Here is a 25287-nt window from a genome sequence, read left to right on the forward strand (position 1 = left end):
ACGTTCGGGAAATGTCGTCGAAGCGGTCTCTCACGGGCTGGGGCACCCGATGATGTTACCCGGCGAAACCGCGCATCCGCGCAACGCGCTGATCGGCACGATGCTCGCGCAAGCGGCGCAGCCGCCTGACCAGGAGCGGGTCGTGCTCGAGCGCCTGCTCGGTGTCGATGAGCCGGCCGAGCAGCTGGTAGTAGCGTGCCGGGCTCATGCCGAGCGTGCTGCGGATCGCCTCCTCCTTGCTTCCCCCGTGGCGCGGCCAGGCCGCCTCCAGGGCGAGGATCGCGCGATCGCGATCGGTGAGGTCTCCGAGCATGGGTCCAGGTTAGGCGGGCGACGGCTCTGCGTCGGCGCGCCACTCCCACCATCCGCCGAGCGGATCCGCCCCGGCGCGCACGTCTCCGTCGAGCGCGACGACGAAGCCCGGCCAGCTCGAGGGGTCCACGGGCGGGTTCCACGCGTCGTGCAGCACGGGCGCATCGATCGTGATCCAGCGGGCAGGCAGGCTGCGCACCCGGTCGATGAGCGCCAGCCTCTGCGCACGGGGAATGTGCGCGAGCACGCCGGGGGTGGTGATCACGAGTGTCGCGTCCGGCGGAGCGGATGCCGCCACCGCTGCGACCTGGGATGCATCACCTCTCACGATCGACGGAGGATCGGATGCGACGACGTCGAGCGCCGCGGCGATCCGCTCCTCGCGCCCGGTCTCCCCGGGCCAGACGAGACCCTGCAACCAAGCGCGATCGCGCGAATCCCCGGCGTCGAGGGGTGCGAGGTCGATGCCTGCGCGCCACACGACCTCGGGCATCCGCAGGGCAGGGATCACGGCACCGCGGACCTCGCTGGTGAGCACGACTGACGAGACGCCGTCCGACGGGTCGAGACTGGCACGAAGCAGTCCGTGCTCGTCGACGAAGCGGTACGAGTAGCGGTCGGGGTACAGGCACAGGCCCGCCGACGCTCCGAGCTCGAGCAGCGCGATGGGGCCGTCGATCTCCGAGAGCACCGGCAGCAGCGGGGCGAGCCGCAGCGGCTCGTTGGTCTGCACGCTGCGCGCCGCGCACTCCGTGACGACGGCATCCGCGTTCGCGCGCACGAAGTCGCGCCAGACCGGGTATCCGTCGAGCGGTGCGCCCAGCATCCGGGTGACGGCGAAGACGAGGGGCGGCTGGCGTCTGTTCTCGGGGATCCGCGCGAGGATCGCCCGCACTTCGGGATCGGATGCCGCGCCCCGCGCCCATTCCGCGTAGAGGTCCGACCGGCCCGGCGCCTCGTCGCGCGCGAAGCGCTCGTAGCGTTCGCGAACAGCATCCGTCATGGTTCCATTCTCCGCCGTCGTCACCTCTCGTCATGATGGCCCCGGTGCCGCGTGGACGGGGGACAATGGAAGCGACTCAGGAGGACGTATGGACTACAGCGTGAAGAAGACCGACGCCGAATGGCGCGAAGAGCTCGGCGACGAGCAGTACGCGGTTCTGCGCGAAGCCGCCACCGAGCGCGCCTGGACGGGCGAGCTCCTGGACGAGTCGCGAGCCGGGCTGTACACCTGCGGCGCGTGCGGCGCCGAGCTGTTCAAGAGCGGCACGAAGTTCGACTCCGGATGCGGCTGGCCGAGCTTCTACGAGTCGATCCGGCCCGACGCGGTACAGCTGCTCGAGGACAACACCCTGGGGATGCAGCGCACCGAGGTCCGCTGCGCGAACTGCGGCTCGCACCTCGGCCATGTCTTCCCCGACGGGTTCGGCACGCCCACCGGCGACCGGTACTGCATGAACTCCCTGGCCCTGAACTTCAGCCCCGAGGCTCCCGAGGCTTGAGCGCTTTCGATTCGGCGCTCTCCAGGCAGTCCTGGTCGAAGGTCACAGGCGATGCGCCGTCGCACGAGGAGCTCGTCCGACTGATCTCAGCGGCGGGACGGGTCGCAGATCACTCGTCGCTGCGGCCGTGGCGGCTGATCGAGCTGCGCGGCGATGACCGCCTCCGGCTCGGCAAGGCGATCGGCAAGGCCGAGCGCTCGCGCGCGTCGACGAAACCCCTGCGCGCGCCGCTGCTGATCGCCGTGGTGGTGAGCTTCCGCAAGAGCTCCAAGGTTCCGCACTGGGAGCAGGAGGCCGTCGCCTCGGGCGTCGCGCACACGCTCAGCCTGCTGCTCGACGAAGCGGGCTGGGGCGTGCTGTGGCGCACCGGGCACTACACGCGCACCCGCGCGGTCGCGAAGGCGCACGGCCTCGAGAAGAACGAGGAGCTGCTCGGCTGGCTCTACGTCGGCGGCAAACCGGAGCGCTCCAAGCCCAGTCGGCGCAAGACGATCGACGCCGAGTCGTTCCTGACGCGGATGCCCTCGAAGAAGTCGAAGAAGTCGGACACCGCGAAGGACTAGCGCTCAGCGGCGGCGCCGCCGCCACGGCAGGGCTGCGATCACGGAGGCGACCGCGACGCCGATCATGGCGAGGAGCTGCCACAGCGCGGGTCCCGCGGATGCCGGCCACAGCAGGTCGATGATCACCGACGTGACGAGCTGCCCGAGCACGGAGCCCAGGCCGAGCAGAAGCACACCGGTGTGCGCGACGATCGTCGCTCCGAGAAGGATGTAGGCGAAGCCCAGCACCCCGCCGAGGTAGAGCCACGGCTCGGCGGGCAGGGCCTGCGGCATCCCGTTGAACGCGACGCTGAGCGCAGCGGCGATCGCCAGGACGACGGTGCCGCCCACGAAGCTCATCAGCGTCGCCGTCATCGGCGATGCCACCCGCTGCGCGAGCCGACCGTTCGCCGCCGACTGCCAGGCGATCCCGACGCCGGCCGCGAACGGGAGCACGAGCAGCCACCAGGGCGCGCGTGCGAGAGCATCGCCGCTGAGCGAGATGCCGACCGCTGCGAGAGCGAACAGCCCGCCCAGCACTCGGCCCGGTGTGACGGCGACGACGCCTGCGGGGCCGACGCCGAGGCGATCGAGGATCAGTCCGTTCACGGTCTGCCCCGCGACGACGCCGACGGTGAAGAGCGAGACGCCGAGAATGCCGGCAGTGAGTCCCTGCGTAGAGACGGTGAGTGCGCCGCACGCCCCGCCGCACAGCATCCAGATCGGCACGTGACGGGTGCGCAGACCGTTCCACAGGCGTGCGGCGCCGGCTCGCGACGACGGAACGGCGACCGTGACGGCGACGAGGATGATCAGCCCCGCCGTGAACGAGACGAGTCCCGCGACGATGCCGTCGTCGATGCGCACGCCGAGGACGCCGTTGACGCGCGCCTGGATCGCGGTCATCACCCCGATCGCGACGGCCCCTCCCAGTGCGATCGGGGCGCGCAGTCGGCGGGTCGGGGTCACCTCAGCACAGTACCCGAGGCCGCGCGGCGCCGATGTCCGCGGCGGCGGGTACGCTGACGGGCATGTGCGCGAGCTATGGACTGGATCCACGCTTCACCGACGCCGAGCTCCTCGCCGAGGCCGACGCCGACGTCCTCGAGGGTCTGCGCTCGTGGGCGCAGACGAACGACGGCGAAACGCTGCGTCCGACGGGGAGGAATCTGCGCAACCTCAACCCGCTCATCGTGCCGGCGGGCGACCAGCCCGCCGCGCTCGAGACGGCATGGTGGGGCTTCCTCGTGGGCGGCCAGCCGTCGAAGTTCCCCTCGATCAACACCCGCTCCGAGCGGCTGCAGGATCAGCCGGGCAAGATGCGCGGCCGCGCGATCGTACCCACGACCGGGTGGTTCGAGATGCGCAAGCCCGAACGGGTCTGGCACGAGTTCCGCCTGGACGAGGGCGCCCTGTTCGGCATGGCCGCAGTCACGCAGCGCGGGCGGACCCCGGACGGCGAATGGGTCACCTGCTATTCGATCGTCATGGCTCCGGCGCCCGATCACCTCGTCGAGATCCACGACCGGATGCCGATGCTCATCCCGCCGGCCATGAGCACGGACTGGCTCACCGGCGCCCCCAGCCGCGAGCTCATCGACGAGGCGCTGATCGCGTCGGCCGACGTCGCCGGCAGGGTCAGCGCTGCGCCGCGGACGGACGATCGCTGAGGAGCTTGTCCCTCAGCGCGGTGAGTACGGCGTCGTCGACGCCGGCGCCGGCCAGATACGCGGGAACGCCGCCGTACTCGTCATCGATCCAGTCGAGTGCGTCGGCGAGGACCTCGGGCGGCGACCCGGTGAGCACCGCGACGACCTCATCGGTGATCCGCACCCGGAACGTGCGCGCCTTGCGCAGCATCCGCTCTGTCCACTCCCCCTCGAGGTTCGCCGCCGTCGCGGCGTAGTCGGCAAGCGTCACCGCGCGGTCGATGCCGATCGCCTCCAGCACGAGTGCGACGACCAGACCCGTGCGATCCTTGCCCGCGGTGCAGTGCACGACGACGGCGCCGTCCGACGCCGCGATCTCGCGGACGATGCGCCCCAGAGCAGGCCGATGGCCGGAGAGGATCGTCCGATAGACGCCGGACAGGCTGATCGTGTCGAGGTCGATCCGCCGCGGTGTCCCGTCGATCGGGATGCCGACCCGGACGGCGCCCGTGCCGCGCAGACGATCCCGACCGCCGACACGGCGGTCGATGCTCGATCGCAGATCGAGCACGGTCCTGATGCCGAGCTCGCGGATGCGTCGTCGCCCGGTGCGATCGAGCCGGTGCAGCGCATCCGAGCGGTAGAGGACGCCGGATGCCAGCGCCCCGGGCGCAGCCTCGCGGAAGTTGTACGTCCCTGGCACGTCGAGACGGGTGACGGCATCGCCCATGGCGCCATGCTAGTGGTCGGCTATCGTGGTCTGACTGCACAGATCGGGAGAGCTCATGGGGTCCGACGACGACCGGCCGCGTCCCCGCGCACTGCGCGACGCGACGGCCGAACCGCGCTTCGCCGCGCGTTACGCGACCATCGACGAAGTGGCCGAGCTTCTGGGCGTGACACCGGTGTCGCTGCGACAGACGATGCGGCGCCGGGATGCTGGTGAGGCCTCGACCGCGAGCGACGCGTTCATCGACCCGATCGGGAACGTCTCGGGATACCTCTGGGATCGCGACGACCTGACGCCGGAGGCCATCGCAGCCTGGCACGATCGCCCGCGCCGTGGGCGCAGGCCGAACAGCCAGCGCTAGAGCGGAACCTCAGATCTCGGCGACGTCCTCATCGGACTCGCTGGATTCCGGTACGTCCTCATCGACCGCGAAGTCGGGATCCACGTCCTCGCCCTCGGGGTTGGGATCATCCTGTGGGAGAGCGCCTTCAGGGAATGCGGCATTGCTCATGGTCGTCTCCGTCCATCGTGCTGAGGACCCAGGATCGCATACCGCCCTTGGAGTCACCAGAGCGAGGGCATCATGGAGCCGACTGCGGGATTCGAACCCGCGACCGCCTGTTTACAAGACAGGTGCTCTACCAGCTGAGCTAAGTCGGCGAACGGCGTCCAGCTTAGCGAGCCGGGCGCACGAGTCGGTAACTACGACGCAGGGGTCTCGGTGGGCGTGGGCGACGACGTCGTCGTCGGCTCGGGCGTCGGCTCGGTCTCGCTGGCGACGGTGAGCACGAACTGCGAGAACTCGGCCGGGTCCTTGAGCGACCCGACATAGGCCTCGCCGTTCACGACGATCATCGGCGCGCTGGTGAGGACGAGGTCCTCGGATCCGTCCAGCGGACCCTCGAGTGCACGCGAGGTCGCGTCCTTCGCCCAGGTGATGTAGTCCTGATCCTCGATGCAGGCGCGCACGACCTTGGGGCTGTCGACGCCGACCGCGACCGCCAGGTCGGCGAGCTCGACGTCGGTGCGGCCGGGGCTGTCGACCTCGGGCTGATCCACGAGGAGCTCGTGGTTGAACGCGTAGAACTTGTCGGGCGAATGCGTCGCGAGGCAGGCTGCGGCAGCAGCCGCGCGAAGCGAGTACTTCGTGCCGTTGGAGCTGGCGGTGAGCATCGCCACCGGGTGGTACGTCACCGTGACGGCGCCCTCGTTGATCCATCCGGCGAGCTGCCGGGTGTTCGCGAGCTCGAAGTCTCCCGCGCCCGGCGAGAGGTAGTCGACGTAGATGTGCACGTCGACGGGCGCCGTGGTGGGCGTCGCCGTCGGCGTCGGCTCCGACGTCTCCTCACCCGCACCACTCTCCTCCGGCGCGGGAGTGGTCGGGACGGTCTCCGCCGACATGTCGCTGACGCTGCCGACGACGATTCCGTCACCGTCGAGGCCCTTCGGGTTCAGCACGGGCTTCGAGACGCTCGAGGTGATCGCCATCGTGACGGCGGTGCCGATGGCGCCGACGGCCACGATCGCGACGGCACCGATGATGATGCGTCGCATGATGCGGGCACGCGACTGCTTGGCGTGCACCTGCTGGGCCTTCTCCCGGACCGCCTCACGGGATGTGCGAGGGGTGGGGACGTTCGGCGTTTCGTCGCTCGACATCGTTCCTCTTGAAGATCTGGACGGGGACGGGTTCCCCGGCGTCCGTCGGACACACGGCCTGCGTGTGTGTTCCGGACCGTCTTCGATGGTATCCAGCCAGCCTGGGAAATACCCAGACGGGGCGCTTCGTGCCATACTGAAACCGGCCCGACGACGGGCCACGGTGGGGTCTCTCCACCGCTTCCATCACAACGGATCGTCCGGCACGTACCTGCCGGTGAAGGAGAAACATCATGGCATCGGTGACTTTCGACAACGCCACTCGGCTCTACCCGGGCGGAACCCGCCCGGCCGTCGACAAGCTCAACCTCGAAGTCGGAGACGGCGAGTTCCTCGTCCTGGTCGGCCCCTCCGGCTGCGGCAAGTCCACCTCCCTGCGCATGCTCGCCGGCCTCGAAGAGGTCAACGAGGGCCGCATCCTCATCGGCGACCGCGACGTCACGGACGTCCCGCCGAAGGACCGCGACATCGCGATGGTCTTCCAGAACTACGCGCTCTACCCGCACATGACGGTCGCCGAGAACATGGGCTTCGCGCTCAAGATCGCCGGCGTCGGCAAGGAGGAGCGCGCAGCGCGCGTCCTCGAGGCTGCCAAGCTCCTCGACCTCGAGCAGTACCTGACCCGCAAGCCCAAGGCGCTCTCGGGCGGTCAGCGTCAGCGCGTCGCGATGGGCCGCGCCATCGTCCGCCAGCCGCAGGTGTTCCTCATGGACGAGCCGCTGTCGAACCTCGACGCCAAGCTGCGCGTGCAGACCCGCACCCAGATCGCCTCGCTGCAGCGTCGACTCGGCGTCACCACGGTCTACGTGACGCACGACCAGACCGAGGCTCTGACCATGGGCGACCGCATCGCCGTGCTCAAGGACGGCCTGCTCCAGCAGGTCGGCAGCCCGCGCGACCTGTACGAGAAGCCGAACAACGTCTTCGTCGCCGGCTTCATCGGCTCGCCCGCCATGAACCTGTTCGCCGCCGACCTCGCCGACGGCGGCGTGCAGTTCGGCACCGAGGTCGTCCCGCTCGACCGCGACACCGTCGGCCGCGCCACGGGCTCGCAGGTCACGGTCGGCGTCCGCCCCGAGGACATCACGGTCGGTCCCGCAGACGGCAAGGGCCTGTCGGTGACGGTCGACCTCGTCGAGGAGCTCGGCGCGGACGGCTACCTGTACGGGCACACCGACATCAACGGCAAGCGCACCGACATCGTCGCGCGCGTCGACGGCCGCAACCACCCGAACGCGGGCGAGACCGTCACGCTGGCCGCCAACCCCGGCCACGTGCACGCCTTCGACCTCGAGTCGGGTGACCGCCTGAACGACAAGCCGGTCGTCTCGGCCTCGTAACCTCGTCACACGCGCGGCGCGGGCTGACCAGCAGGTCGCCCGCGCCGCGTCGTCTTCCCCGGCATCCAGGAGGGCCATGCAAGACGCTTTGCGGATCACCGCCAGCACGGTCGACCCCGGGCTGCTGGGGCTTCCCTGGTCGGTGCCGCTCGGGAAATGGCCGAGCGAGCACATCGTCTCGCTGCCCAAGGGGCTCTCCCGCCACCTCGTGCGATTCGCCGATCTCTCCGGCCGTGTCGTCGCGGTGAAGGAGACCACGGCCGAGATGGCCAGACGCGAGTACGAGATGCTCGGCAGCCTCGCACGGCTCGACGTGCCGTGCGTCGACAGAGTGGCCGTGATCGACGGGCGCACCGATTCCGCAGGAGATGTGCTGCCCGCCGCTCTGGTGACCTCGCACCTGCGCTTCTCGATGCCGTACCGCGCCCTGTTCACCCGCGTGCTGCGCCCGGACACCGCGACGCGTCTCGTCGACGCGCTGGCGCTGCTGCTGGTCCGTCTGCACAATGTCGGCTTCTACTGGGGCGACGTGTCGCTGTCGAACACGCTGTTCCGTCGTGATGCGGGCGCGTTCGCCGCCTACCTCGTGGATGCCGAGACCGGCGAGCTGCACGAGGAGGGGCTGACCGAGGGGCAGCGCCTCTACGACCTGGACCTCGCCCGAACGAACATCGCCGGCGAGATCATGGACCTCGCCGCAGGCGGGCGCCTCGAGCACGGCGTGGACGCCGTCGCGATCGCCGACGGCATCGTCTCGGCCTACCACTCGCTGTGGGCAGCGCTCACCGCCGAGGAATCGTTCTCGGCGAACGAGACCTGGCGCATCACCGAGCGCGTCGAGCGCCTCAATGCCCTCGGATTCGACATCGACGAGATGTCGATGTCGACGACCACGGACGGCACGGTCGTGCACATCCAGCCCAAGGTCGTCGATGCCGGCCACCACCAGCGCCGCCTCATCCGGCTGACCGGTCTCGACGTCGAGGAGAACCAGGCCCGGCGCCTGCTCAACGACCTCGATGAGTTCCGCGCCCGCTCGACCAAGGAGTGGGCCGATGAGGAGATGTACGCGCACGAGTGGCTCACGCGCGTGTTCGAGCCGGTCGTGCGGGCGATCCCCTACGAGCTGCGGGCGAAGCTCGAGCCCGCCGAGGTGTTCCACCAGGTGCTCGAGCACCGGTGGTACCTCTCGCAGGGCCATGGGCGCTCGATCCCGCTCGCCGAAGTGCTCACCTCGTACATCAACGACGTGCTGCGCCACCGGCGCGACGAGGCGACCATCATGGGACCGCCGACCGAGACCGTGTCCATCCCCGTGGTCACCGGAGCGGTTCCGGTGACCGACGAGGACGACGAGGTCGACTGGCGCGACCTCGTCTGACGCGTCTTCTAGTACCCGACGGCGAAGTTCTCGCGGTGGTGCTTGGGGTTCTCGATCTCGTCGACGAAGGCGACGCCGAGGTCGGCTCCGGAGATGTACGACTCGCCCTTCTCATCGGTCACGAGAACCGGCCCGCCGTCGCGGTAGGTTCCGGTGCGCTCCCCGGGCGCCCAGTTGCCGAAGCCGCCGGCGGGGTGGACGAAGAACCAGTCGTTGCCCTCGGCATCCGCCTGGAGGTCCTCCAGGACGCCGATGGCCTCCTGAGCCTCGGCCTTGAACTCCTCGGGGAAGCCCGAATCGATCACGCGGGGGCCACCGGGCGCGACGAGGCTTCCACCCGCACCGCCGACGACGCCGAGGCGCACGTTCTCGGGGAGTGCCGCGTAGAGCTCAGCGGTCGCCGCCCGGACCTTGCCGGTCATGTCGCCGCGCGGCGAGAGGGCCTGGATCACGACGTCGACCTCACCGAGCTGTGCGAGCAGACCGGGGACGTCGAGGATGTTGCCCTCGAGGTAGACGGCGCCCTCGACGCGCTCGGTCGGGACCGAGCGGGCGATCGAGACCACGGAGTGGCCGCGCGACACCGCCTCTGCGACGATGTTCGATCCGGCGTAGCCGGTTCCTCCGATGACGGCGATGCGTGCCATGGTTTTCCCTTCGTGGACGACGGGCGCGATTGCGCTCCCCAGGAAGCAACAACCTGCCGCGGCAAGTATTCCGTGGTCTGCGGATCAGTTCCGCCCGGCCGCCCGGAACGTGGAGATCTGGTACAGCGCGACCGAGGCCGCGATGCCGGCGTTCAGCGACTCGGTGGCCGCCGAGATCGGGATCGAGACGATCTGGTCGCAGTTCTCGGTGACGAGACGCGACAGCCCCTTGCCCTCGGAGCCGATGACGACGACCACCGGCCGATCGGCCAGCTCGAGCGCCGGGAGCGACACGTCGCCGTCGCCGTCGAGGCCGAGCACGAAGACGCCCTGCTTCTTGAACTCCTTGAGCTGGGTGGTGAGGTTGGTCGCCATCGCCACCGGGATGCGGGCCGCGGCCCCCGCGCTCGTCTTCCACGCTGCCGAGTTCACGCCGGCCGAGCGGCGCTGCGGGAGGATGACCCCGTGCCCGCCGAACGCGGCGGTCGAACGGATGATCGCTCCGAGGTTGCGCGGGTCGGTGATGCCGTCCAGCGCGACGAACAGCGGCACCTCGCCGCGATCGATCACCTTCTCGAGCAGATCCTGCGGGTGCGCGTACTCGTAGGGCGGAACCTTCAGCGCGACGCCCTGGTGCACGCCGTCGAACCCCGCCATCCGGTCGAGCTCCTGACGGGTGACCTCGAGGACGGGGATGCCGCGGTGCGTCGCGATCGAGAGCATCTCCTTGACGCGGTCGTCCATCTCGACGCGCTGAGCGATGTACATCGCCGTCGCGGGGATCCGCGTGCGCAGCGCCTCGAGCACGGAGTTGCGCCCGGTGACCGTCTCGGTGTCGGACGTGTTGTCCTTGGCGCGAGCGGTGCGGTTCGGGTTGCCGCCGGACGTCTGCCGTCCCGGCCTGCCGCGTCCGCCCGCAGCGGCGTAGCGTTCGGCCGCCGCCTTGCGCTTGCCGGCGACGTGCCACGCGCGGTCCTCCGCCTTCGGCGTGGGTCCGCGGCCTTCGAGCGCCTTGCGTCCGAGTCCTCCGGTGCCCTTGGTGGGGCCCTTCTTCTTTCCCTTGCCCGCTGAGGGGTTTCCTGGCTTAGCCATCGATGCTCCAATGAGTTCCGGCCGGAGTGTCCTCCAGCGTGATTCCTGCCGCGGCGATCGCGTCGCGGATGCGATCGGCCGCGGCCCAGTCCTTGTCGGCGCGCGCCTGTGCGCGCTGCGTGATCATCTCCTGCACCAGAGCGTCCAGGGCGGATGCCTCGGTGCCTCCTGCGACGGACACGCCGGGGCCGTCGAGTCCGAGCACCGCGAGCATCGCCGTGAGCGCGCGCGCGGAATCGACCGCCGCTGCCGTGTCACCGGCATCCAGAGCAGCGTTGCCCGCACGCACGGCGTCGTGCACGACGGCGAGCGCCTGCGGCACTCCGAGGTCGTCGTCCATCGCGGCGGCGAAGGCCTCCGGGATCGCACCCGGCGCAGCGGACACGGGGTCCGCGTCGGAGACACGCAGCACGCGCTGGCGGAAGGTCTCGATGCGGCCGAGCGCCGCCTCGGCCTCGGCGTACGACGCCGCGGAGAGGTCCAGGCTCGAACGGTAGTGCGCGGCGGCGAGTGCGTACCGCACCACGAGCGGTTCGTGCTGCTCGAGCACGTCGGAGGCGAGGGTGAAGTTGCCGAGCGATTTCGACATCTTCTGCCCGTCGACGGTCACGAGGCCGTTGTGCACCCAGTAGCGGGCGAAGCCGTCACCCGCCGCCGTCGACTGCGCGAGCTCGTTCTCGTGGTGGGGGAAGCGCAGGTCGAGCCCGCCGCCGTGGATGTCGAAGTCGGAGCCGAGGTAGCGCTTCGCCATCGCCGAGCATTCGATGTGCCACCCGGGGCGGCCGGCGCCCCACGGGGATGCCCACGTGGCATCCGCGGGCTCGCCCTGCTTGGCGCCCTTCCAGAGCGCGAAGTCCTGCGGGTTGCGCTTGCCGCGCGGGTCTGCGTCCTGCGCCGCCTCCATGGCGTCGACCGACTGGTTCGTCAGCTCGCCGTAGGCCGACCAGGAGCGCACGTCGAAGTACACGTCGCCCGAACCGTCCGGGGCGGGATAGGCGTGCCCGCGCTCGATGAGCTCCTGGATCAGCTCCTGCATCTGCGGCACGGATGCCGTCGCCCGCGGCTCGTACGTCGGGGGCTGGATGCCGACGCCGGCATATGCGGCTGTGAACTCCTGCTCCATCCGGTAGGCGAGCGCCCACCAGGGCTCGGCGTCGGTGGCGTTGGCGATGACCTTGTCGTCGATGTCGGTGACGTTGCGCACGAAGGTCACCCGCCCGTACCGGTGCGACAGCCAACGGCGCAGGATGTCGAAGCTCAGCGCCGCGCGCACGTGCCCGATGTGCGGCCCGGACTGCACGGTGGGTCCGCAGACGTACATCGTGATGTTCTCGGGGTCGAGAGGCACGAAGTCGCGCAGCTGCTGCGCGCGGGTGTCGTAGAGGCGGAGTGTCACTGCTCCAGCGTACCGGGCAGCACCAGCGCGACCGCTGTGACGGCGACGCCTTCTCCCCTGCCGGTGAAACCGAGCCCGTCGGTCGTCGTGGCGGTGATCGACACGGGCGCTCCCCCGAGCGCTGCGGACAGGGCGCTCTGCGCCTCGAGGCGGCGACCGCTGAAGCGCGGCCTGTTCGCCTGCAGCTGCACCGAGACGTTGCCGATCGTGAATCCTGAGCGCTGGAGGATTTCGCGCGTCCGGGCGAGGAAGACGCCCCCGTGCGCCCCTGCGTACTCGGGATGCGCTGTGCCGAAGTGCTCGCCGATGTCGCCGAGCCCGGCGGCTCCGAGCAGCGCGTCGACGATGGCGTGGGCGACGGCGTCTCCGTCGGAATGCCCGGACAGCGCTGGCTCCCCCGGCCACTCGAGACCTGCCAGCCACAGGTCGCCGTCGCCGCCGTAGGCATGCACGTCCGTGCCGACGCCGACGCGCGGGATGGCAGGGCGCTGCGGGGCCGGCGCCACGAGCTGCCGTGCACGGTCGAGGTCGGCGGTCAGGGTGATCTTGAAGGCGAGAGGTGATCCTGGGACATGGGTGACCGGGTGCCCCGCCGCCGCGAACACGGCGGCGTCATCGGTGTACTCCGCCCCTGCCGCGAGAGCTGCGGCATACGCCGATTCGAGCAGATCGCGCGGGAATCCCTGCGGTGTCTGCGCCGCCACGAGCTCTGCACGGTCGACCGCCTCGACGACGTCGTCGCCCGCGACCCGCTTGAGCGTGTTGACGACGGGCAGCGCCGGTATGACCCCGGTGGTCGCCGTCACGGCAGCCGCCACCGTGTCGATCTGCTCCGGAGGCGTCAGTGCGCGGGCGGCATCATGGACCAGCACGGTGGTGATGTCGCCCCACAGGGCGCGCAGACCGGCGGCGACCGATTCCTGACGGGTCCCACCGCCCACGACGACGCGGCCGAGGTCCAGGCGATCGCCGGCCGCTGCGCGCAGCTCGCTCTCGGCGTCCCCCTCGTGCCCCGCGGGCGCGACGATGATCACCTGCGCCGGAGACGCGGCGAAGACGCCGTCGAGCGCATGACGCAGTACGGATCGCTCATCGATCCCGACGAACGCCTTGGGCGCCGAAGCACCCAGGCGCGTGCCGGAACCGGCCGCGACGACGATGATCGCCGTCGTCGGCACAGGGAGGAGAGTCACGCTCTCAGACTACGACGCGAGAACCTCGTCGAGCAGAGCGCCGGCCTTGTCCTCGTCGCACTTCTCGGCGAGCGCGAGTTCGGAGATGAGGATCTGACGAGCCTTCGCCAGCATCCGCTTCTCGCCCGCGGACAGTCCGCGGTCCTGATCGCGGCGCCACAGGTCGCGCACGACCTCGCTGACCTTGATCACGTCGCCCGATGCGAGCTTCTCCAGGTTCGCCTTGTACCGGCGGGACCAGTTCGTCGGCTCCTCCGTGAACGGGGCGCGCAGCACCTCGAACACGTGGTCGAGGCCCTCCTGGCCGATCACGTCGCGCACGCCGACGAGGTCGACGTTCTCTGCGGGAACCTCGATGATCAGGTCGCCCTGGGTGACGTTGAGCTTCAGATACTTCTTCGTCTCGCCCTTGATGACGCGATCCTTGACCTCGATGATCGTCGCGGCCCCATGGTGCGGATAGACGACCGTCTCGCCAACCTCAAAAAGCATAAAATCGTGTCCTTTCGGCAACCTCCAGAATACCACAGGCGACATGCGCTAAGGTTTGCCCCCGCAGCGTCCCTGACGCCCGTGGCGATACCCGTAGAATGGACGGGATATCCCACAGCTCCAGGAGGATCCGTGAAATCGCGCCTTGTAGCGTCTGCCGCCCTCAGCGCCCTCGTTCTGCTCGGCGCGACCGGGTGCACGTTCATCACACCGCAGTCGACCGAGATCCAGTATTCGGCCTCCGATGGGATCAACATCCCCGACACGGACGGCCCACTGCAGATCCGCAACGCGATGATCATCGCCAACGAGGACGGCTCCGTCGGCAACCTCGTCGCCGCCATCGTCAACGACACCGACCAGAACGAGGTCCTCACGATCGAGGCCGAGGGACTCGCGCCGCTCACGGTGCGCGTCGGCGCCGGAGACACGCTGAGCCTGGGTGCAGACGCCGAGCCGCTGCGCATCGACGACCTCGGCGCCAAGCCGGGTGCGACCGTCGAGCTGTACTTCCAGTCCGGTGACGCGACCGGTGCGACCGCAGAGGTTCCCGTGCTCGACGGAACCCTCCCCTACTACGCTGACCTCGTGCCGACCGACTGACGTCGGATCGAGGATCTGGAAGAGGCCGCCACCCATCCGGGTGGCGGCCTCTTCCGTGTCGGGCTCAGCCCTCGAAGCGATAGCCCAGACCGCGGACGGTCACGAGCATGACCGGTTCGCCGGGGTTCTCCTCGATGCGGGATCGGATCCGCTTGATGTGCACATCGAGCGTCTTCGTGTCGCCGAAGTAGTCGCTGCCCCACACCCGGTCGATGAGCTGACCGCGGGTGAGCACGCGGCCGGAGTTGCGCATGAGGACTTCGAGCAGCTCGAACTCCTTGAGCGGCATGTTGATCTCGGATCCGGCGACCGTCACCGTGTGGCGATCGATGTCGAGAGAGACGCGGCCGCCGTCGAGAACGCGCTCGTCCAGATCGCTCTCCGCCTGGACGACCCGGCGGAGCACGGCCCGCATGCGTGCGAGCAGCTCACGGGAGGAGTAGGGCTTGGTGATGTAGTCGTCCGCGCCGAGTTCGAGCCCCACGACGATGTCGACCTCGGAGTCCTTCGCCGTGAGCATGATGATCGGCACGGCGGAGGTGGAGCGGATCTGCCGGCACACCTCGGTTCCCGGCATCCCGGGCAGCATGAGGTCCAGCAGGACGATGTCGGCTCCCCGCTCGCGGAACGCGCCGAGCGCGCCCGGTCCGTCCTCGGCGATCTCGACCTCATACCCCTCGCGGCGCAGCAGATAGGCGAGGGGGTCGGCGAGGTCTGGCTCGTCCTCGACGAGAAGGATGCGGGTCATGCGTTCTCTCCGTTTCGGATGCGCGCGGCGTCGGTCACCAGCGCCGTGCGCGCGCGCTTCTTCTTTTTCTTCTTCTTGGTCTTCTTCTCGGCATCAGGCGCGGGTGCGTCGATGCGCGGCAGCACCATCGTGAACGTGGACCCGCGGCCGGGGCGCGACCAGAGCCGCACCTCGCCGCCGTGCCGCTGCGTCGCGTGCTTGACGATCGACAGGCCGAGCCCCGTCCCTCCCGTGCGCCGCGACCGCGCCTCGTCGGCACGGTAGAAGCGCTCGAAGACGCGCTCCCGGTCGGCCTCCGTGATGCCGATGCCCTGATCGGACACCGCGATCGACACGGTCTCCCCCTCGATCGTCACGCCCACCCCGACGCGCGAGCCCCGAGGCGAGTACACGATCGCGTTGGCGACGAGATTGCCGACCGCTTCGATGAGGATCTGCGCGTCGCCGCGCACGTACGCTCCGCGATCGCCGCCCCTGACGAGTTCGACGCCCGCCGAGTCGGCCTGAACGGCATGGCCTTCGATGGATGCCGTGATCACTTCGTCGACAGCCACGGCCTCGAAGTCCGCGGCGCCGTCGGACGCCTGCAGGCGCGACAGGCTCATGATGCGTCCGGTCAACTGGGCCAGGCGGGTCGCCTCCGCTGAGATCCGGGAGGCGAAGATGCGCACCTGAGCCGGGTCGTCCGCGGCGGATTCGATGGCCTCGGCGAGCAGGCTGACGGCGCCCACCGGCGTCTTCAGCTCGTGGCTCGTGTTGGCGACGAAGTCGCGCCGCACCTGGTCCAGGCGCTCCTGCTCGGTGACGTCGCGGATCACGAGAAGGGTGAGCTGGCCGCCGAGGGCGCTCGCCCGTGCGGAGACCAGGCGAGGGTCGAGTCCGACCCCCGATCGCGTGATGCGCATCGTCTCTGTCGCCGCGACACCGCTGGCACGCACGGACCGGGCGAGCTGGCGCAGTTCGGTGTTCTCGAGGACCGCACCCACATCGATCCCGAAGCGGGCAGCCGGGTGGGATGTCGCCAGGACGAGTCCTGACGCGTCCACGACGCAGGCGGCGTCGTCCATGCTGTCGAGGACGTCCTCGGTCCCCTGCGGCACGAGGGTCGAGGCGGCCTCGACGACCTGCGCCCTGGCACGGTACGCCCACACGATGATCGCCGAGAGCCCGACGCCGATCAGCAGGCCGACAGCCAGTGCGATCAGCGCGATGCTCCCCGTGGTCATGCCTCAAGCGTAGGGCCCGTTCACCTCCGCTTCCGCATGATTCCGCGCCATCCGGGGAGGCTGCGAAGTAGTATTCACGTAACGGGCACCGTTCGTTAACCTTCGGCGCAGAGAATCGCTCAGCGGGTGCGGATGCCGCCTCGCCCGTCCATCGGCGGGCTGAACCGCCCGATTTCCGAACGAAAGGTTGCGCCGCTCATGCGCGAAGTCTTCCACCAGTCCCTCGAGGAGATCCAGTCCCGCCTCGTGGAGATCACCGACCTCGTCACGATCGCGATCGACAAGGCCACTCGGGCGTTCGCGAACAGCGACGTGGCGATGGCCGAGGAGGTCATCGCGGACGACGCGCAGATCGACGAGCTGACCATCAGCCTCGACGAGCTGGCCATCGAGGTCCTCGCCCGCCAGCAGCCGGTCGCCCGCGACCTCCGCATCGTCGTCTTCGCGCTGCGCGTGAGCGCATCGCTCGAGCGCATGGGCGACATGGCCGAGCACATCGCTCAGCTCGCCCGCCTCCGCTTCCCCGAGCGCGCGATCCCCAAGGGGCTCAAGAGCACGTTCGTGAAGATGGGCGAGCGCGACGTCGAGGTCTCCCGCACGCTGTCCGAGCTCCTGCGCACGCAGGACCTGCGCCTCGCCGACGTCATCCGCAACGCGGACGACGAGATCGACGAGCTCCACGCCCGCGTCTTCGAGAAGGTCCTCAGCGACAACTGGAAGGGCGAGCCCACGGCGACGGTCGACGCGACCCTGGCCAGCCGCTACCATGAACGCTTCGCCGACCACGCCGTCGCGGTCGCCAAGAAGGTCGTCTACCTCGCCACCGGCGACTGGGCCGTCGACGACGAGGACATCGCCGCCGCGGCCGAGGCGCACGCGCCCGCCGACGAGGCCTGAGACCCCGTCCTGCCGACGAGACCTCCTGTTGCTGACGTCAGCCGCAGGAGGTCTCGTCGCGTAGGAGAGGTCTCCGGGTTACTTCTTGCCCTGCGCGGCGACCGCTGCGGCACCGGCGGCGGCGGCCTCGGGGTCGAGATAGCGGCCGGGGCCGGTGGGGACGTTGTTCTCGTCGAGTTCGTAGACCAGCGGGATGCCGGTCGGGATGTTCAGCTCGGCGATGTCGTCGTCGCTGATCCCGTCGAGGTGCTTGACGAGGCCGCGCAGCGAATTGCCGTGCGCTGTGACCAGAACCGTCTTCCCGGCTTCGAGGTCGGGGACGATCTCGTTCTCCCAGTAAGGCAGCATCCGGTCGATGACGATCTTCAGCGACTCGGTGCGGGGAACCTCGCCGTCGATGCCGACGTAGCGCGGATCGTTCACCTGGCTGAACTCGCTGTCGTCATCGAGCAGCGGCGGCGGAACGTCGAACGAGCGGCGCCACAGCTGGAACTGCTCGGGTCCGAACTCCTCGAGTGTCTGCGCCTTGTCCTTGCCCTGCAGGGCACCGTAGTGGCGCTCGTTGAGCCGCCATGAGCGCTTGACCGGGATCCACAGCCGATCGGCCGAGTCCAGTGCGATGTTCGCGGTCTGGATCGCGCGGCTGAGCACCGAGGTGTGCAGCACGTCGGGCAGCAGCCCCGACTCGGCGAGGAGTTCGCCGCCGCGGCGGGCCTCTCCCTTGCCCTGTTCGGTGAGGCGGACGTCCACCCAGCCGGTGAACAGATTCAGTTCGTTCCACTCGCTCTGGCCGTGGCGGAGCAGGATGAGGGTGCGGGTCATGGCTCCAGTCTATGGCTCTGGGAGAATGGCTTCATGGCCCCTTCTCCGCTCGGTCGCCCTACGCGCGGCACGACCGGAACGAACCGGCTGCGGCGCAACGACCGCGCGATCGCGGCGAGCGCCGCGCTGCGGCGTGCCGCTGATCCACTGGTCGTCGATCTCGGGTACGGCGCCAGCGGCGTGACCGCGTTCGAGCTGGCCGCACGGCTGCGGAAGGTGCGCCCCGACGTCGAGGTCGTCGGCTTCGAGCTCGACCCCGCGCGCGTCGCGACGGCACGCGATCAGCTCGCCGAGGTGCGGGCGGACGTCACGCCGTTCGCGGCGGACCTGCCGGTGTCGTTCGCACGCGGCGGTTTCGAGGTCCCGATCGCGGGTGGCAGACGACCGGCGATCATCCGCGCGATGAACGTGCTGCGTCAGTACGACGAGGCCGATGTCCGCGCCGCGTGGCAGACCATGAGCGCACGGTTGTCCCCCGGCGGCGTGCTGATCGAGGGAACCTGCGACGAGATCGGCCGCATCGCGAGCTGGGTGGACGTCGACGGCAGCGGCGCACCGTCGAGCTTCACGATCTCGCTCCGTCTGGCCGAGCTCGACCGCCCCGGGATCGTCGCCGAGCGTCTGCCCAAGGCCCTGATACATCGGAACGTCCCCGGGGAGCGCATCCACGACCTGCTCCTCGCGCTCGATCGCGAGTGGGACCGCGCCGCTGCGCTGTCATCGTTCGGAGCCACGCAGCGGTTCATCGCCGCCGTCGGCGCGGTGAAGGACCAGGGCTGGGCCGTGCTCGGCGGACGCGCCCGCTGGAGGCTCGGCGAACTCACCGTCGCGTGGAGCTCCGTGGCTCCGGCCGATCAGGCCTTGCGCGGATCCTGACCTGCCGGCCGCCTCGACAGGCGTGTCAGCCGGGGGACGTCAGCGGTGGCGCCGGCATCGGCCGGCACGATCACCTGCTGAGCCGCGGCGATGTCGCCGCCATCCGTCCGCACGACGAGGTCGCCGACGGGCGCACGACGGGAGAGGATCGCCAGCGCGATGGGTCCGTCCTCGAAGTGGCGGGCGACCGATGTGATCGACCCCACCTCGTCCTCCCCCGCGACGACGGCGTCGCCGCGGGCAGGCAGCAGATCGTCGCTGCCGTCGAGGTGCAGCGCGACGAGTCTGCGCGGCGGGTGCCCGAGGTTGTGCACCTTCGCGACCGTCTCCTGCCCCCGGTAGCAGCCCTTGCTCAGGTGCACGGCGCTGCGGATCCAGTCGGACTCGTGCGGGAGCGAGCGCTCGTCGACCTCGGCCGACCAGCGCGGACGCCACGCGGCGACGCGGAGCGCGTCGGCCGCGAGCACACCTGCGGCTTCGAGCGAGGGCAGGGCGGATGCCGCGGCATCCGGGTCAGCGATCGCGACCCGCCAGGCGTATTCCGCCGACGGATGCTCGGAGACCTGAGCGTACTGATAGCCGCCCGGCTGGACGACGCTCCACGGATCGGTCCACACCAGGGGTGTGGAGTTCGGGGCTGCCGCGATCCCGGCCACCGCAGCCTCGGCGGCGCCGTCGGCGAAGAAGCCGAGCAGCTCGAGGTCCGTGCGGACCGTCACGGTCACCCGCGAGCGGAACACCATGCGCTGCAGCCACGTCGCGAGCGGCGCAGCGTCTGCGGCATCCGCGATGAGCCACGCCGTCGCGCCGTCTTCGAGCACACCGGCCGCGTGCTCGACGCGCCCCTGCGGGTCGAGCACGAGGAGTTCGGTGCTCTCCCCCGCTCCCAGCCGCGTGAGCGCCTGCGAGGTGATCGAGTCCAGCCACGTCAGACGGTCCTCGCCCGCCACCTCGATGACGACGCGGTCGCCGAGCAGCACGACCGCCGAACCGTCGACGAGACGGCGCTGCTCGCGCATCGGATCGCCGTAGTGCGTGATCACGCCGTCCTCGTCGACGGCTCCGTCTCGCGCGGCGAGCGCGTCGTGCAGAAGAGGCACGATCAGACCCTGGCCAGACGTGCTGAGGCGTGCGAGGCCATCCCGGCGCCGAGAGCCGCGATGTCCCACGCCCAGAGCAGGTGTCCGTCGACGAGACCGTACATGCGGCTGGCCGCGCCGTACTCCTTGGCCCCGGCCGGGCGCACGATCGCATCCGTGGCGATGTCGATGCGCGGGCCGTTGATCTCGCCGAGGTAGAGCTCGAGGACGCCGTCCGAGTGCGTGAGCGACACCTCGATCGGGAACCCGCCGGATGCCGCGCGCAGCTCTTCGACGTCGTCGACGGTGCGCGCGGGCGCCTCACGCATCGGCGGAAGAAGCGCCGGCCCGGCATCCGCCTCCGTCGCCGCGCGCGACAGACGCCAGAATCCGGTCTCGGCGACCAGGGGCGCATGCGCGTCGCCCTGCTGATCGTTCATCCAGCCCGTGGCGGAGTAGTTCAGATGGCCCGTTCCGTCGTGGCTGAAGCTCACCCGGTGCGTGAACTCGCCCTGGAAATGATGATCGCCGGCGGTGTACTCGATGACACCGGTGCCCTCCCAGACGCCGATGAGCCAGCTCAGCGGTGCGAGATCGGCGGGGAGATCGGTCGGCAGCTCGAGCATGACGGCTCGGAGTCAGCCGGGCTCAGCGCTGGCCGCGGAACAGGTTCCGCAGCACGACGCCCGCGACGAACACGATCGCGAGGCTCGCGAGGCCGAGGAGTCCGATGAAGAAGAATTCGAGGGCGACGAGATCCATGGCACCACTCTACCCCGCAGCGCTCACGCGGGGATCAGCGCTGCGAGACCGAATCCGGCCGAGATGACGCCGAGAAGCAGCATCGCGCCGATCGTGCTGGCCGCGACCCGGAAGATGAACCCCTTCGTCTGGCCGTACCAGAGCTGCAGCGCGAACGAGAGGAGCACGGCTCCGCCGAATCCGATCAGCAGCCACGGCACGCGCCATTCCTCGGGAACGGCGATGCCGATCACGACCGCTGCGACGAGCGCCGCGGCCCAGACGATGACGACGCCGACGAGGGCGTTGCGGGGCGCGAGGGCGGGTTCGGACATGCCTCCATTGTGACCCATCGGTATCATGGGCGCACGGCGCCGTGCAGGCCGCCGGTCTGGGTGGCGGTCCCGTCACCCGAAAGGAATACGCGTGGCTTCGATCCTGGTTCTGTCTTCGGTTCCCTCCGGAGAGGTCCTGCCCGCGCTCGAACTGCTCGCCCATCAGGTGCGCAGGATCCCCGCCGAACCGGCTCAGCTCGTCGACGCCCCCGACAGCGACGTGGTCGTCGTGGACGCGCGGACCGACCTCGCCGGAGCCAAGTCCTTGTGCCGCCTGCTTCGGGCGACCGGGCAGGACGCACCGCTGCTGCTCGTCGTCACGGAGGGCGGTATGACGGCGCTGTCCGGCGACTGGGGCATCGACGACGTCCTGCTCTTCGACGCCGGCCCCGCTGAGACCGACGCCCGGATCCGTCTGGCGATCGCGAAGGCGGAATCCACGGCCGCTCCCACGAGGGTCCAGGCCTCGGGGGTCACGATCGACGAGCAGTCCTACTCGGCGAAGCTGCGCGGACGCCCGCTGGATCTCACGTTCAAGGAATTCCAGCTGCTGCACTTCCTCGCGACGCATCCGTCCCGCGTCTTCACGCGCGAACAGCTGCTCAGCGAGGTGTGGGGCTACGACTACTTCGGCGGCACGCGCACGGTCGACGTGCACGTGCGGCGCCTGCGCGCCAAGCTCGGCGACCAGGAGCAGATCATCGGCACCGTCCGCAACGTCGGCTACCGGTTCAACGTGCATGACGACGAGGCGGTCAGCGCACCGGCATCCTGACGCGGCGGGCGACTCGTTCACACGCACGTCACCTGGCGATGCGAAGATGTAGTCCATGATCGATGCTGCAATCACGGATGCCGGTCTCGGCGACGCCGAAGACGACGACTTCGACGCCATCGAGGCACCGGACTCGCTGCTGCCCGACCACCGCTATCACGATCGCGAGATCAGCTGGCTGGCGTTCAACCAGCGCGTCCTCGAGCTAGCCGAGGACCCGATGATCCCCGAGCTCGAGCGCTCCAACTTCCTGGCGATCTTCGCGAGCAACCTCGACGAGTTCTTCATGGTCCGCGTCGCGGGCCTCAAGCGCCGCATCGTCACCGGCCTCGCCGTCCCCACGAACGTCGGACGCGCACCGTCCGACGTTCTCGCCGACATCTCGCGCGAGGCGCATGCGCTGCAGCTGCGGCATGCGCGGGCCTGGACCGAACTCGTCCGCCCCGCGCTGGCGGATGCCGGGATCGAGATCACGGAGTGGGACAGTCTGGACGACGCCGAGCGCGCCGCGCTGACGGAGTATTTCCAGCTGCATGTGTTCCCCGTGCTCATGCCGCTCGCCGTGGACCCGGCGCATCCGTTCCCCTACATCTCGGGGCTCTCGCTGAACCTCGCCATCCGCATCCGCAACGCGCGCACCGGGCGCCAGGAGTTCGCGCGCCTCAAGGTGCCGCCGATGCTTCCCCGCCTGGTCGAGGTGCCCAGCACGAGCGAGATCGCCCGCTACCTCCCGCTCGAGGACCTCATCTCCAACCATCTGGACGATCTGTTCCCCGGGATGGAGGTGCTCGACCACCACGCCTTCCGCCTCACCCGCAATGAGGACGTCGAGATCGAGGAGGACGAGAGCGAGAACCTCATCCAGGCCCTCGAAGCCGAGCTCCTGCGCCGCCGTTTCGGCCCGCCGATCCGCCTCGAGATCGCCGACGACATGGATGACGTGACCCTCGATCTTCTGATCAAGGAGCTCGACATCACGGATCAGGAGGTCTACCGGCTGCCGAGCCCGCTCGACCTGCGCGGCCTGTTCTCGCTGTCCAAGGTCAACCGTCCCGACCTGCGCTACCCGCCGCACCTGCCGACGACACCGGTCGCCTTCCAGCCGACCGGCTCGAGCAACCGGGCCGACGTGTTCGCGGCCATCCGCAAGAGCGACGTCCTCGTCCACCACCCGTACGAGTCGTTCGCCACGAGCGTGCAGGCGTTCCTCGAGCAGGCGGCGCGCGACCCGCACGTGCTCGCCATCAAGCAGACGCTCTACCGCACCTCCGGCGACAGTCCTGTCGTGCAGGCCCTGATCGACGCGGCCGAGGCGGGCAAGCAGGTCCTCGCGCTCGTCGAGGTGAAGGCGCGGTTCGACGAGGCGAACAACATCGTCTGGGCGCGCAAGCTCGAGAAGGCCGGCGTGCACGTCGTCTACGGCCTCGTCGGCCTGAAGACCCACTGCAAGCTCGCGCTCGTGATCCGCGAGGAGGAGGGGCAGCTGCGCCACTACTCGCATGTCGGGACGGGCAACTACAACCCCAAGACGAGCCGGATCTACGAGGACTTCGGCCTGTTCACCGCGGACGCCCAGGTCGGCAAGGACCTCACGCGCCTGTTCAACGAGCTGTCCGGATACGCGATCGAGAAGAAGTTCAAGCGGCTCCTCGTCGCGCCCCTGCACCTGCGCAAGGGCCTGCTGCGCCACATCGACAACGAGCGCAAGAACGCCGTCGCCGGAAAGCCGGCGCACATCCGCATCAAGGTGAACTCGATGGTCGACGAGGAGATCATCGACGGCCTCTACCGCGCCAGCCAGTCCGGGGTGAAGGTCGACATCTGGGTCCGCGGCATCTGCAGCATCAAGACCGACCTGCCCGGTGTGAGCGACAACATCACGGTCCGCAGCGTCCTCGGCCGCTACCTCGAGCACTCCCGCATCTTCGCCTTCGACAACGACGGCGACCCGCAGGTGTTCATCGGCAGCGCCGACATGATGCACCGGAACCTCGACCGACGCGTCGAGGCGCTCGTGCGGGTCGCGGACGAGCGCCACGTGTCGGAACTGCTCGACTTCTTCGACTTCGCGATGGACGACGGGACGAGCACGTGGCACCTCGGCCCCGACGGGGTATGGGAGCGACACTCCGTGGATGCAGACGGCAAGCCGCTGGTCGATCTGCAGGATAAGACCATGAGCCAGATCCGTCGCCGCCGCCGTTCCCGTTCGGTGCGATGACGCAGACGGTGCAGGTCGTCCGCGACGACAAGGCGGTGTACGCCGCTGGCGCGGTCGTGTGGCGCCAGACCGAGGGCAAGCTCCGGATCCTGCTGATCCACCGCACCAAGTACCGCGATGCCACCCTGCCCAAGGGCAAGGTCGATCCCGGAGAGATGCTCGCCCAGACGGCCGTGCGCGAGGTCCACGAGGAGACCGGCATCCGGGTGCACCTCGGCGTTCCGGTGGGCGTCAGCCGCTACTTCATGCGCCCGAAGCGACAGAAGGTCGTCCACTACTGGGCCGCGGAGGCGACGGACGACGCGATCCGCAAGTCCACCTTCGTGCCCAACCGCGAGATCGCCGCGCTCGAGTGGGTGAGCCTGAAGAAGGCCCGCAAGAACCTCAGCTATCCGGTGGACCTCGAGATCCTCGACGAGTTCGAGCGGCTGGTGTCGGACGGCGCGCTGCGCACGTTCCCCATCGTGGCTCTGCGGCACGCGAAGGCGGCATCCAGGTCGGACTGGGACGGACCGGATGCCGCACGGCCGCTCACAGGTCGGGGCAGGGAGCAGGCGGAGGCGATCGTGGCTCCGCTGCGCGCGTTCGGGATCCGCAAGATCGTCACCAGCGACGCGGTCCGCTGCGTGCAGACCGTGGCTCCGCTCGCCCGAGCACTCGATCGGCGTCCGGTGCAGACCGAGCTCATCAGCCAGGACGCCTGGGAGGACGGCGTCTCGGACGTCCGCACGGTCATCGGAAAACGCGTGCGCTCGGGCAAGCCCGCCGTCATCTGCAGCCACGGCCCTGTGCTCCCCGGCATCCTCTCCGAGCTCGCCCTCGCCACCGGGACGATGCACGGATCGTACGTCGGCAGCGCCTCCTCCCTCGAGCTCGCCGCATTCTCCGTCGCGCACCTGTCGGCCACCAACCCCGGCTCGGGCATCATCTCGATCGAGACCCACGTCCCCAAGGTGTGACCGGCGTCCGCCCCAACGGGCCCGATTCCGTTCACCTCCCGTTTACCCGCGGGGGCGATTCTCGTTAACC

Annotated in this window: 29 protein-coding genes and 1 tRNA gene; 12 read left to right on the forward strand and 18 right to left on the reverse strand. The window is 69.5% G+C overall.

What is annotated here, in order from left to right:
* Window positions 1-55: 55 nt before the first annotated feature.
* Complete coding sequence (locus AB0269_RS13395; protein WP_366211755.1) at window positions 56-313, reverse strand: DUF3263 domain-containing protein; 258 nt, start codon at window positions 311-313, stop codon at window positions 56-58.
* A gap of 9 nt (window positions 314-322) precedes the next feature.
* Window positions 323-1315: a DUF2332 domain-containing protein gene (locus AB0269_RS13400; RefSeq protein ID WP_366211756.1), complete on the reverse strand. Its 993-nt coding sequence runs from the start codon at window positions 1313-1315 to the stop codon at window positions 323-325.
* An 88-nt stretch (window positions 1316-1403) separates the two neighbouring features.
* Here AB0269_RS13400 and msrB point away from each other — a divergent pair, with 88 nt between their 5' ends.
* Entirely contained in the window at window positions 1404-1814 is a 411-nt protein-coding gene (gene msrB / locus AB0269_RS13405; protein ID WP_366211757.1) for a peptide-methionine (R)-S-oxide reductase MsrB, read from the forward strand.
* Window positions 1811-2377: a nitroreductase family protein gene (locus tag AB0269_RS13410; protein WP_366211758.1), complete on the forward strand. Its 567-nt coding sequence runs from the start codon at window positions 1811-1813 to the stop codon at window positions 2375-2377. Before msrB ends, AB0269_RS13410 begins: the two co-directional genes overlap by 4 nt.
* 3 nt (window positions 2378-2380) lie before the next feature.
* Here AB0269_RS13410 and AB0269_RS13415 read toward each other — a convergent pair whose 3' ends face one another.
* Window positions 2381-3295, reverse strand: coding sequence for a DMT family transporter (locus tag AB0269_RS13415; protein ID WP_366211860.1), 915 nt, complete (start codon window positions 3293-3295; stop codon window positions 2381-2383).
* A gap of 92 nt (window positions 3296-3387) precedes the next feature.
* Between AB0269_RS13415 and AB0269_RS13420 the strand changes: the two genes are divergently transcribed.
* Complete coding sequence (locus tag AB0269_RS13420; RefSeq protein WP_366211759.1) at window positions 3388-4026, forward strand: SOS response-associated peptidase family protein; 639 nt, start codon at window positions 3388-3390, stop codon at window positions 4024-4026.
* On the opposite strand, the gene AB0269_RS13425 is transcribed toward AB0269_RS13420, so the two are convergent.
* The gene (locus AB0269_RS13425; RefSeq protein WP_366211760.1) at window positions 3995-4735 is read right to left on the reverse strand and encodes a tyrosine-protein phosphatase; all 741 of its coding nucleotides are present in this window, start codon (window positions 4733-4735) and stop codon (window positions 3995-3997) included. The genes AB0269_RS13420 and AB0269_RS13425 overlap by 32 nt on opposite strands.
* 55 nt (window positions 4736-4790) lie before the next feature.
* On the opposite strand from AB0269_RS13425, the gene AB0269_RS13430 reads away from it, so the two are divergent.
* Window positions 4791-5096: a hypothetical protein gene (locus AB0269_RS13430; protein WP_366211761.1), complete on the forward strand. Its 306-nt coding sequence runs from the start codon at window positions 4791-4793 to the stop codon at window positions 5094-5096.
* A gap of 9 nt (window positions 5097-5105) precedes the next feature.
* Here the strand turns inward: AB0269_RS13430 and AB0269_RS13435 are convergent, their stop codons facing one another.
* The 3 genes from AB0269_RS13435 to AB0269_RS13445 form a co-directional block, all read right to left on the reverse strand.
* Window positions 5106-5246: a hypothetical protein gene (locus AB0269_RS13435; protein WP_366211762.1), complete on the reverse strand. Its 141-nt coding sequence runs from the start codon at window positions 5244-5246 to the stop codon at window positions 5106-5108.
* Window positions 5247-5319: 73 nt separating this feature from the next.
* Window positions 5320-5395: transfer RNA gene (locus tag AB0269_RS13440), tRNA-Thr, on the reverse strand.
* A 42-nt stretch (window positions 5396-5437) separates the two neighbouring features.
* Window positions 5438-6394 (reverse strand): thioredoxin domain-containing protein, encoded by a 957-nt coding sequence (locus tag AB0269_RS13445; RefSeq protein ID WP_366211763.1) that lies wholly within the window; start codon window positions 6392-6394, stop codon window positions 5438-5440.
* 233 nt (window positions 6395-6627) lie between these two features.
* Here AB0269_RS13445 and ugpC point away from each other — a divergent pair, with 233 nt between their 5' ends.
* Entirely contained in the window at window positions 6628-7734 is a 1107-nt protein-coding gene (ugpC, locus tag AB0269_RS13450; protein ID WP_366211764.1) for a sn-glycerol-3-phosphate ABC transporter ATP-binding protein UgpC, read from the forward strand.
* Between the two features lie 76 nt (window positions 7735-7810).
* Window positions 7811-9115: a DUF4032 domain-containing protein gene (locus tag AB0269_RS13455; RefSeq protein ID WP_366211765.1), complete on the forward strand. Its 1305-nt coding sequence runs from the start codon at window positions 7811-7813 to the stop codon at window positions 9113-9115.
* Between the two features lie 8 nt (window positions 9116-9123).
* Here the strand turns inward: AB0269_RS13455 and AB0269_RS13460 are convergent, their stop codons facing one another.
* From AB0269_RS13460 to AB0269_RS13480, 5 genes are all read right to left on the reverse strand, one after another.
* The gene (locus tag AB0269_RS13460) at window positions 9124-9762 is read right to left on the reverse strand and encodes an NAD(P)H-binding protein (protein ID WP_366211766.1); all 639 of its coding nucleotides are present in this window, start codon (window positions 9760-9762) and stop codon (window positions 9124-9126) included.
* Between the two features lie 84 nt (window positions 9763-9846).
* Window positions 9847-10854: a 23S rRNA (guanosine(2251)-2'-O)-methyltransferase RlmB gene (rlmB, locus tag AB0269_RS13465; protein ID WP_175985405.1), complete on the reverse strand. Its 1008-nt coding sequence runs from the start codon at window positions 10852-10854 to the stop codon at window positions 9847-9849.
* Window positions 10847-12250 carry a cysteine--tRNA ligase gene (gene cysS, locus AB0269_RS13470; RefSeq protein ID WP_366211767.1) on the reverse strand — a complete coding sequence of 468 codons (1404 nt, stop codon included), beginning with the start codon at window positions 12248-12250 and terminating at the stop codon, window positions 10847-10849. Before cysS ends, rlmB begins: the two co-directional genes overlap by 8 nt.
* On the reverse strand, window positions 12247-13443 hold the full coding sequence (gene ispD, locus AB0269_RS13475; RefSeq protein ID WP_366211768.1) for a 2-C-methyl-D-erythritol 4-phosphate cytidylyltransferase: 1197 nt from the start codon (window positions 13441-13443) through the stop codon (window positions 12247-12249). Before ispD ends, cysS begins: the two co-directional genes overlap by 4 nt.
* A 9-nt stretch (window positions 13444-13452) precedes the next feature.
* Window positions 13453-13935 (reverse strand): CarD family transcriptional regulator, encoded by a 483-nt coding sequence (locus AB0269_RS13480; RefSeq protein WP_033106646.1) that lies wholly within the window; start codon window positions 13933-13935, stop codon window positions 13453-13455.
* A 132-nt stretch (window positions 13936-14067) separates the two neighbouring features.
* Between AB0269_RS13480 and AB0269_RS13485 the strand changes: the two genes are divergently transcribed.
* Window positions 14068-14538 carry a DNA modification methylase gene (locus AB0269_RS13485; protein ID WP_366211769.1) on the forward strand — a complete coding sequence of 157 codons (471 nt, stop codon included), beginning with the start codon at window positions 14068-14070 and terminating at the stop codon, window positions 14536-14538.
* Window positions 14539-14602: 64 nt separating this feature from the next.
* Here the strand turns inward: AB0269_RS13485 and AB0269_RS13490 are convergent, their stop codons facing one another.
* Window positions 14603-15286, reverse strand: coding sequence for a response regulator transcription factor (locus AB0269_RS13490; RefSeq protein WP_175985400.1), 684 nt, complete (start codon window positions 15284-15286; stop codon window positions 14603-14605).
* Complete coding sequence (locus tag AB0269_RS13495; RefSeq protein WP_366211770.1) at window positions 15283-16512, reverse strand: ATP-binding protein; 1230 nt, start codon at window positions 16510-16512, stop codon at window positions 15283-15285. Before AB0269_RS13495 ends, AB0269_RS13490 begins: the two co-directional genes overlap by 4 nt.
* A 198-nt stretch (window positions 16513-16710) precedes the next feature.
* Between AB0269_RS13495 and phoU the strand changes: the two genes are divergently transcribed.
* Window positions 16711-17409, forward strand: a complete 699-nt coding sequence (gene phoU / locus AB0269_RS13500) for a phosphate signaling complex protein PhoU (protein WP_366211771.1) — start codon at window positions 16711-16713, stop codon at window positions 17407-17409.
* Window positions 17410-17487: 78 nt separating this feature from the next.
* Here the strand turns inward: phoU and AB0269_RS13505 are convergent, their stop codons facing one another.
* Window positions 17488-18231 (reverse strand): phosphoglyceromutase, encoded by a 744-nt coding sequence (locus AB0269_RS13505; protein WP_366211772.1) that lies wholly within the window; start codon window positions 18229-18231, stop codon window positions 17488-17490.
* 33 nt (window positions 18232-18264) lie between these two features.
* Here AB0269_RS13505 and AB0269_RS13510 point away from each other — a divergent pair, with 33 nt between their 5' ends.
* Window positions 18265-19107: a class I SAM-dependent methyltransferase gene (locus tag AB0269_RS13510; RefSeq protein WP_366211773.1), complete on the forward strand. Its 843-nt coding sequence runs from the start codon at window positions 18265-18267 to the stop codon at window positions 19105-19107.
* On the opposite strand, the gene AB0269_RS13515 is transcribed toward AB0269_RS13510, so the two are convergent.
* The 3 genes from AB0269_RS13515 to AB0269_RS13525 all read right to left on the reverse strand — a co-directional run bounded on the left by AB0269_RS13515 (window position 19086) and on the right by AB0269_RS13525 (window position 21262).
* Window positions 19086-20198, reverse strand: coding sequence for a folate-binding protein (locus AB0269_RS13515; protein WP_366211861.1), 1113 nt, complete (start codon window positions 20196-20198; stop codon window positions 19086-19088). The two genes, AB0269_RS13510 and AB0269_RS13515, sit on opposite strands and share 22 nt — an antisense overlap.
* A gap of 11 nt (window positions 20199-20209) precedes the next feature.
* Window positions 20210-20812: an FABP family protein gene (locus tag AB0269_RS13520; RefSeq protein WP_366211774.1), complete on the reverse strand. Its 603-nt coding sequence runs from the start codon at window positions 20810-20812 to the stop codon at window positions 20210-20212.
* A gap of 159 nt (window positions 20813-20971) precedes the next feature.
* Complete coding sequence (locus tag AB0269_RS13525) at window positions 20972-21262, reverse strand: hypothetical protein (protein ID WP_366211775.1); 291 nt, start codon at window positions 21260-21262, stop codon at window positions 20972-20974.
* A gap of 91 nt (window positions 21263-21353) precedes the next feature.
* Between AB0269_RS13525 and AB0269_RS13530 the strand changes: the two genes are divergently transcribed.
* The 3 genes from AB0269_RS13530 to AB0269_RS13540 are packed head-to-tail and all read left to right on the forward strand — an operon-like array spanning window position 21354 to window position 25217.
* Entirely contained in the window at window positions 21354-22037 is a 684-nt protein-coding gene (locus tag AB0269_RS13530; protein ID WP_366211776.1) for a response regulator transcription factor, read from the forward strand.
* Window positions 22038-22092: 55 nt separating this feature from the next.
* Window positions 22093-24258, forward strand: coding sequence for an RNA degradosome polyphosphate kinase (locus AB0269_RS13535; RefSeq protein ID WP_366211777.1), 2166 nt, complete (start codon window positions 22093-22095; stop codon window positions 24256-24258).
* On the forward strand, window positions 24255-25217 hold the full coding sequence (locus AB0269_RS13540; protein ID WP_366211778.1) for an NUDIX hydrolase: 963 nt from the start codon (window positions 24255-24257) through the stop codon (window positions 25215-25217). The genes AB0269_RS13535 and AB0269_RS13540 overlap by 4 nt, the downstream gene beginning before the upstream one ends.
* The last annotated feature ends 70 nt before the right edge of the window (window positions 25218-25287 follow it).

Origin of the sequence: Microbacterium sp. NPDC077644, assembly GCF_040702785.1 — a bacterium.
Taxonomy (GTDB): Bacteria; Actinomycetota; Actinomycetes; order Actinomycetales; family Microbacteriaceae; genus Microbacterium.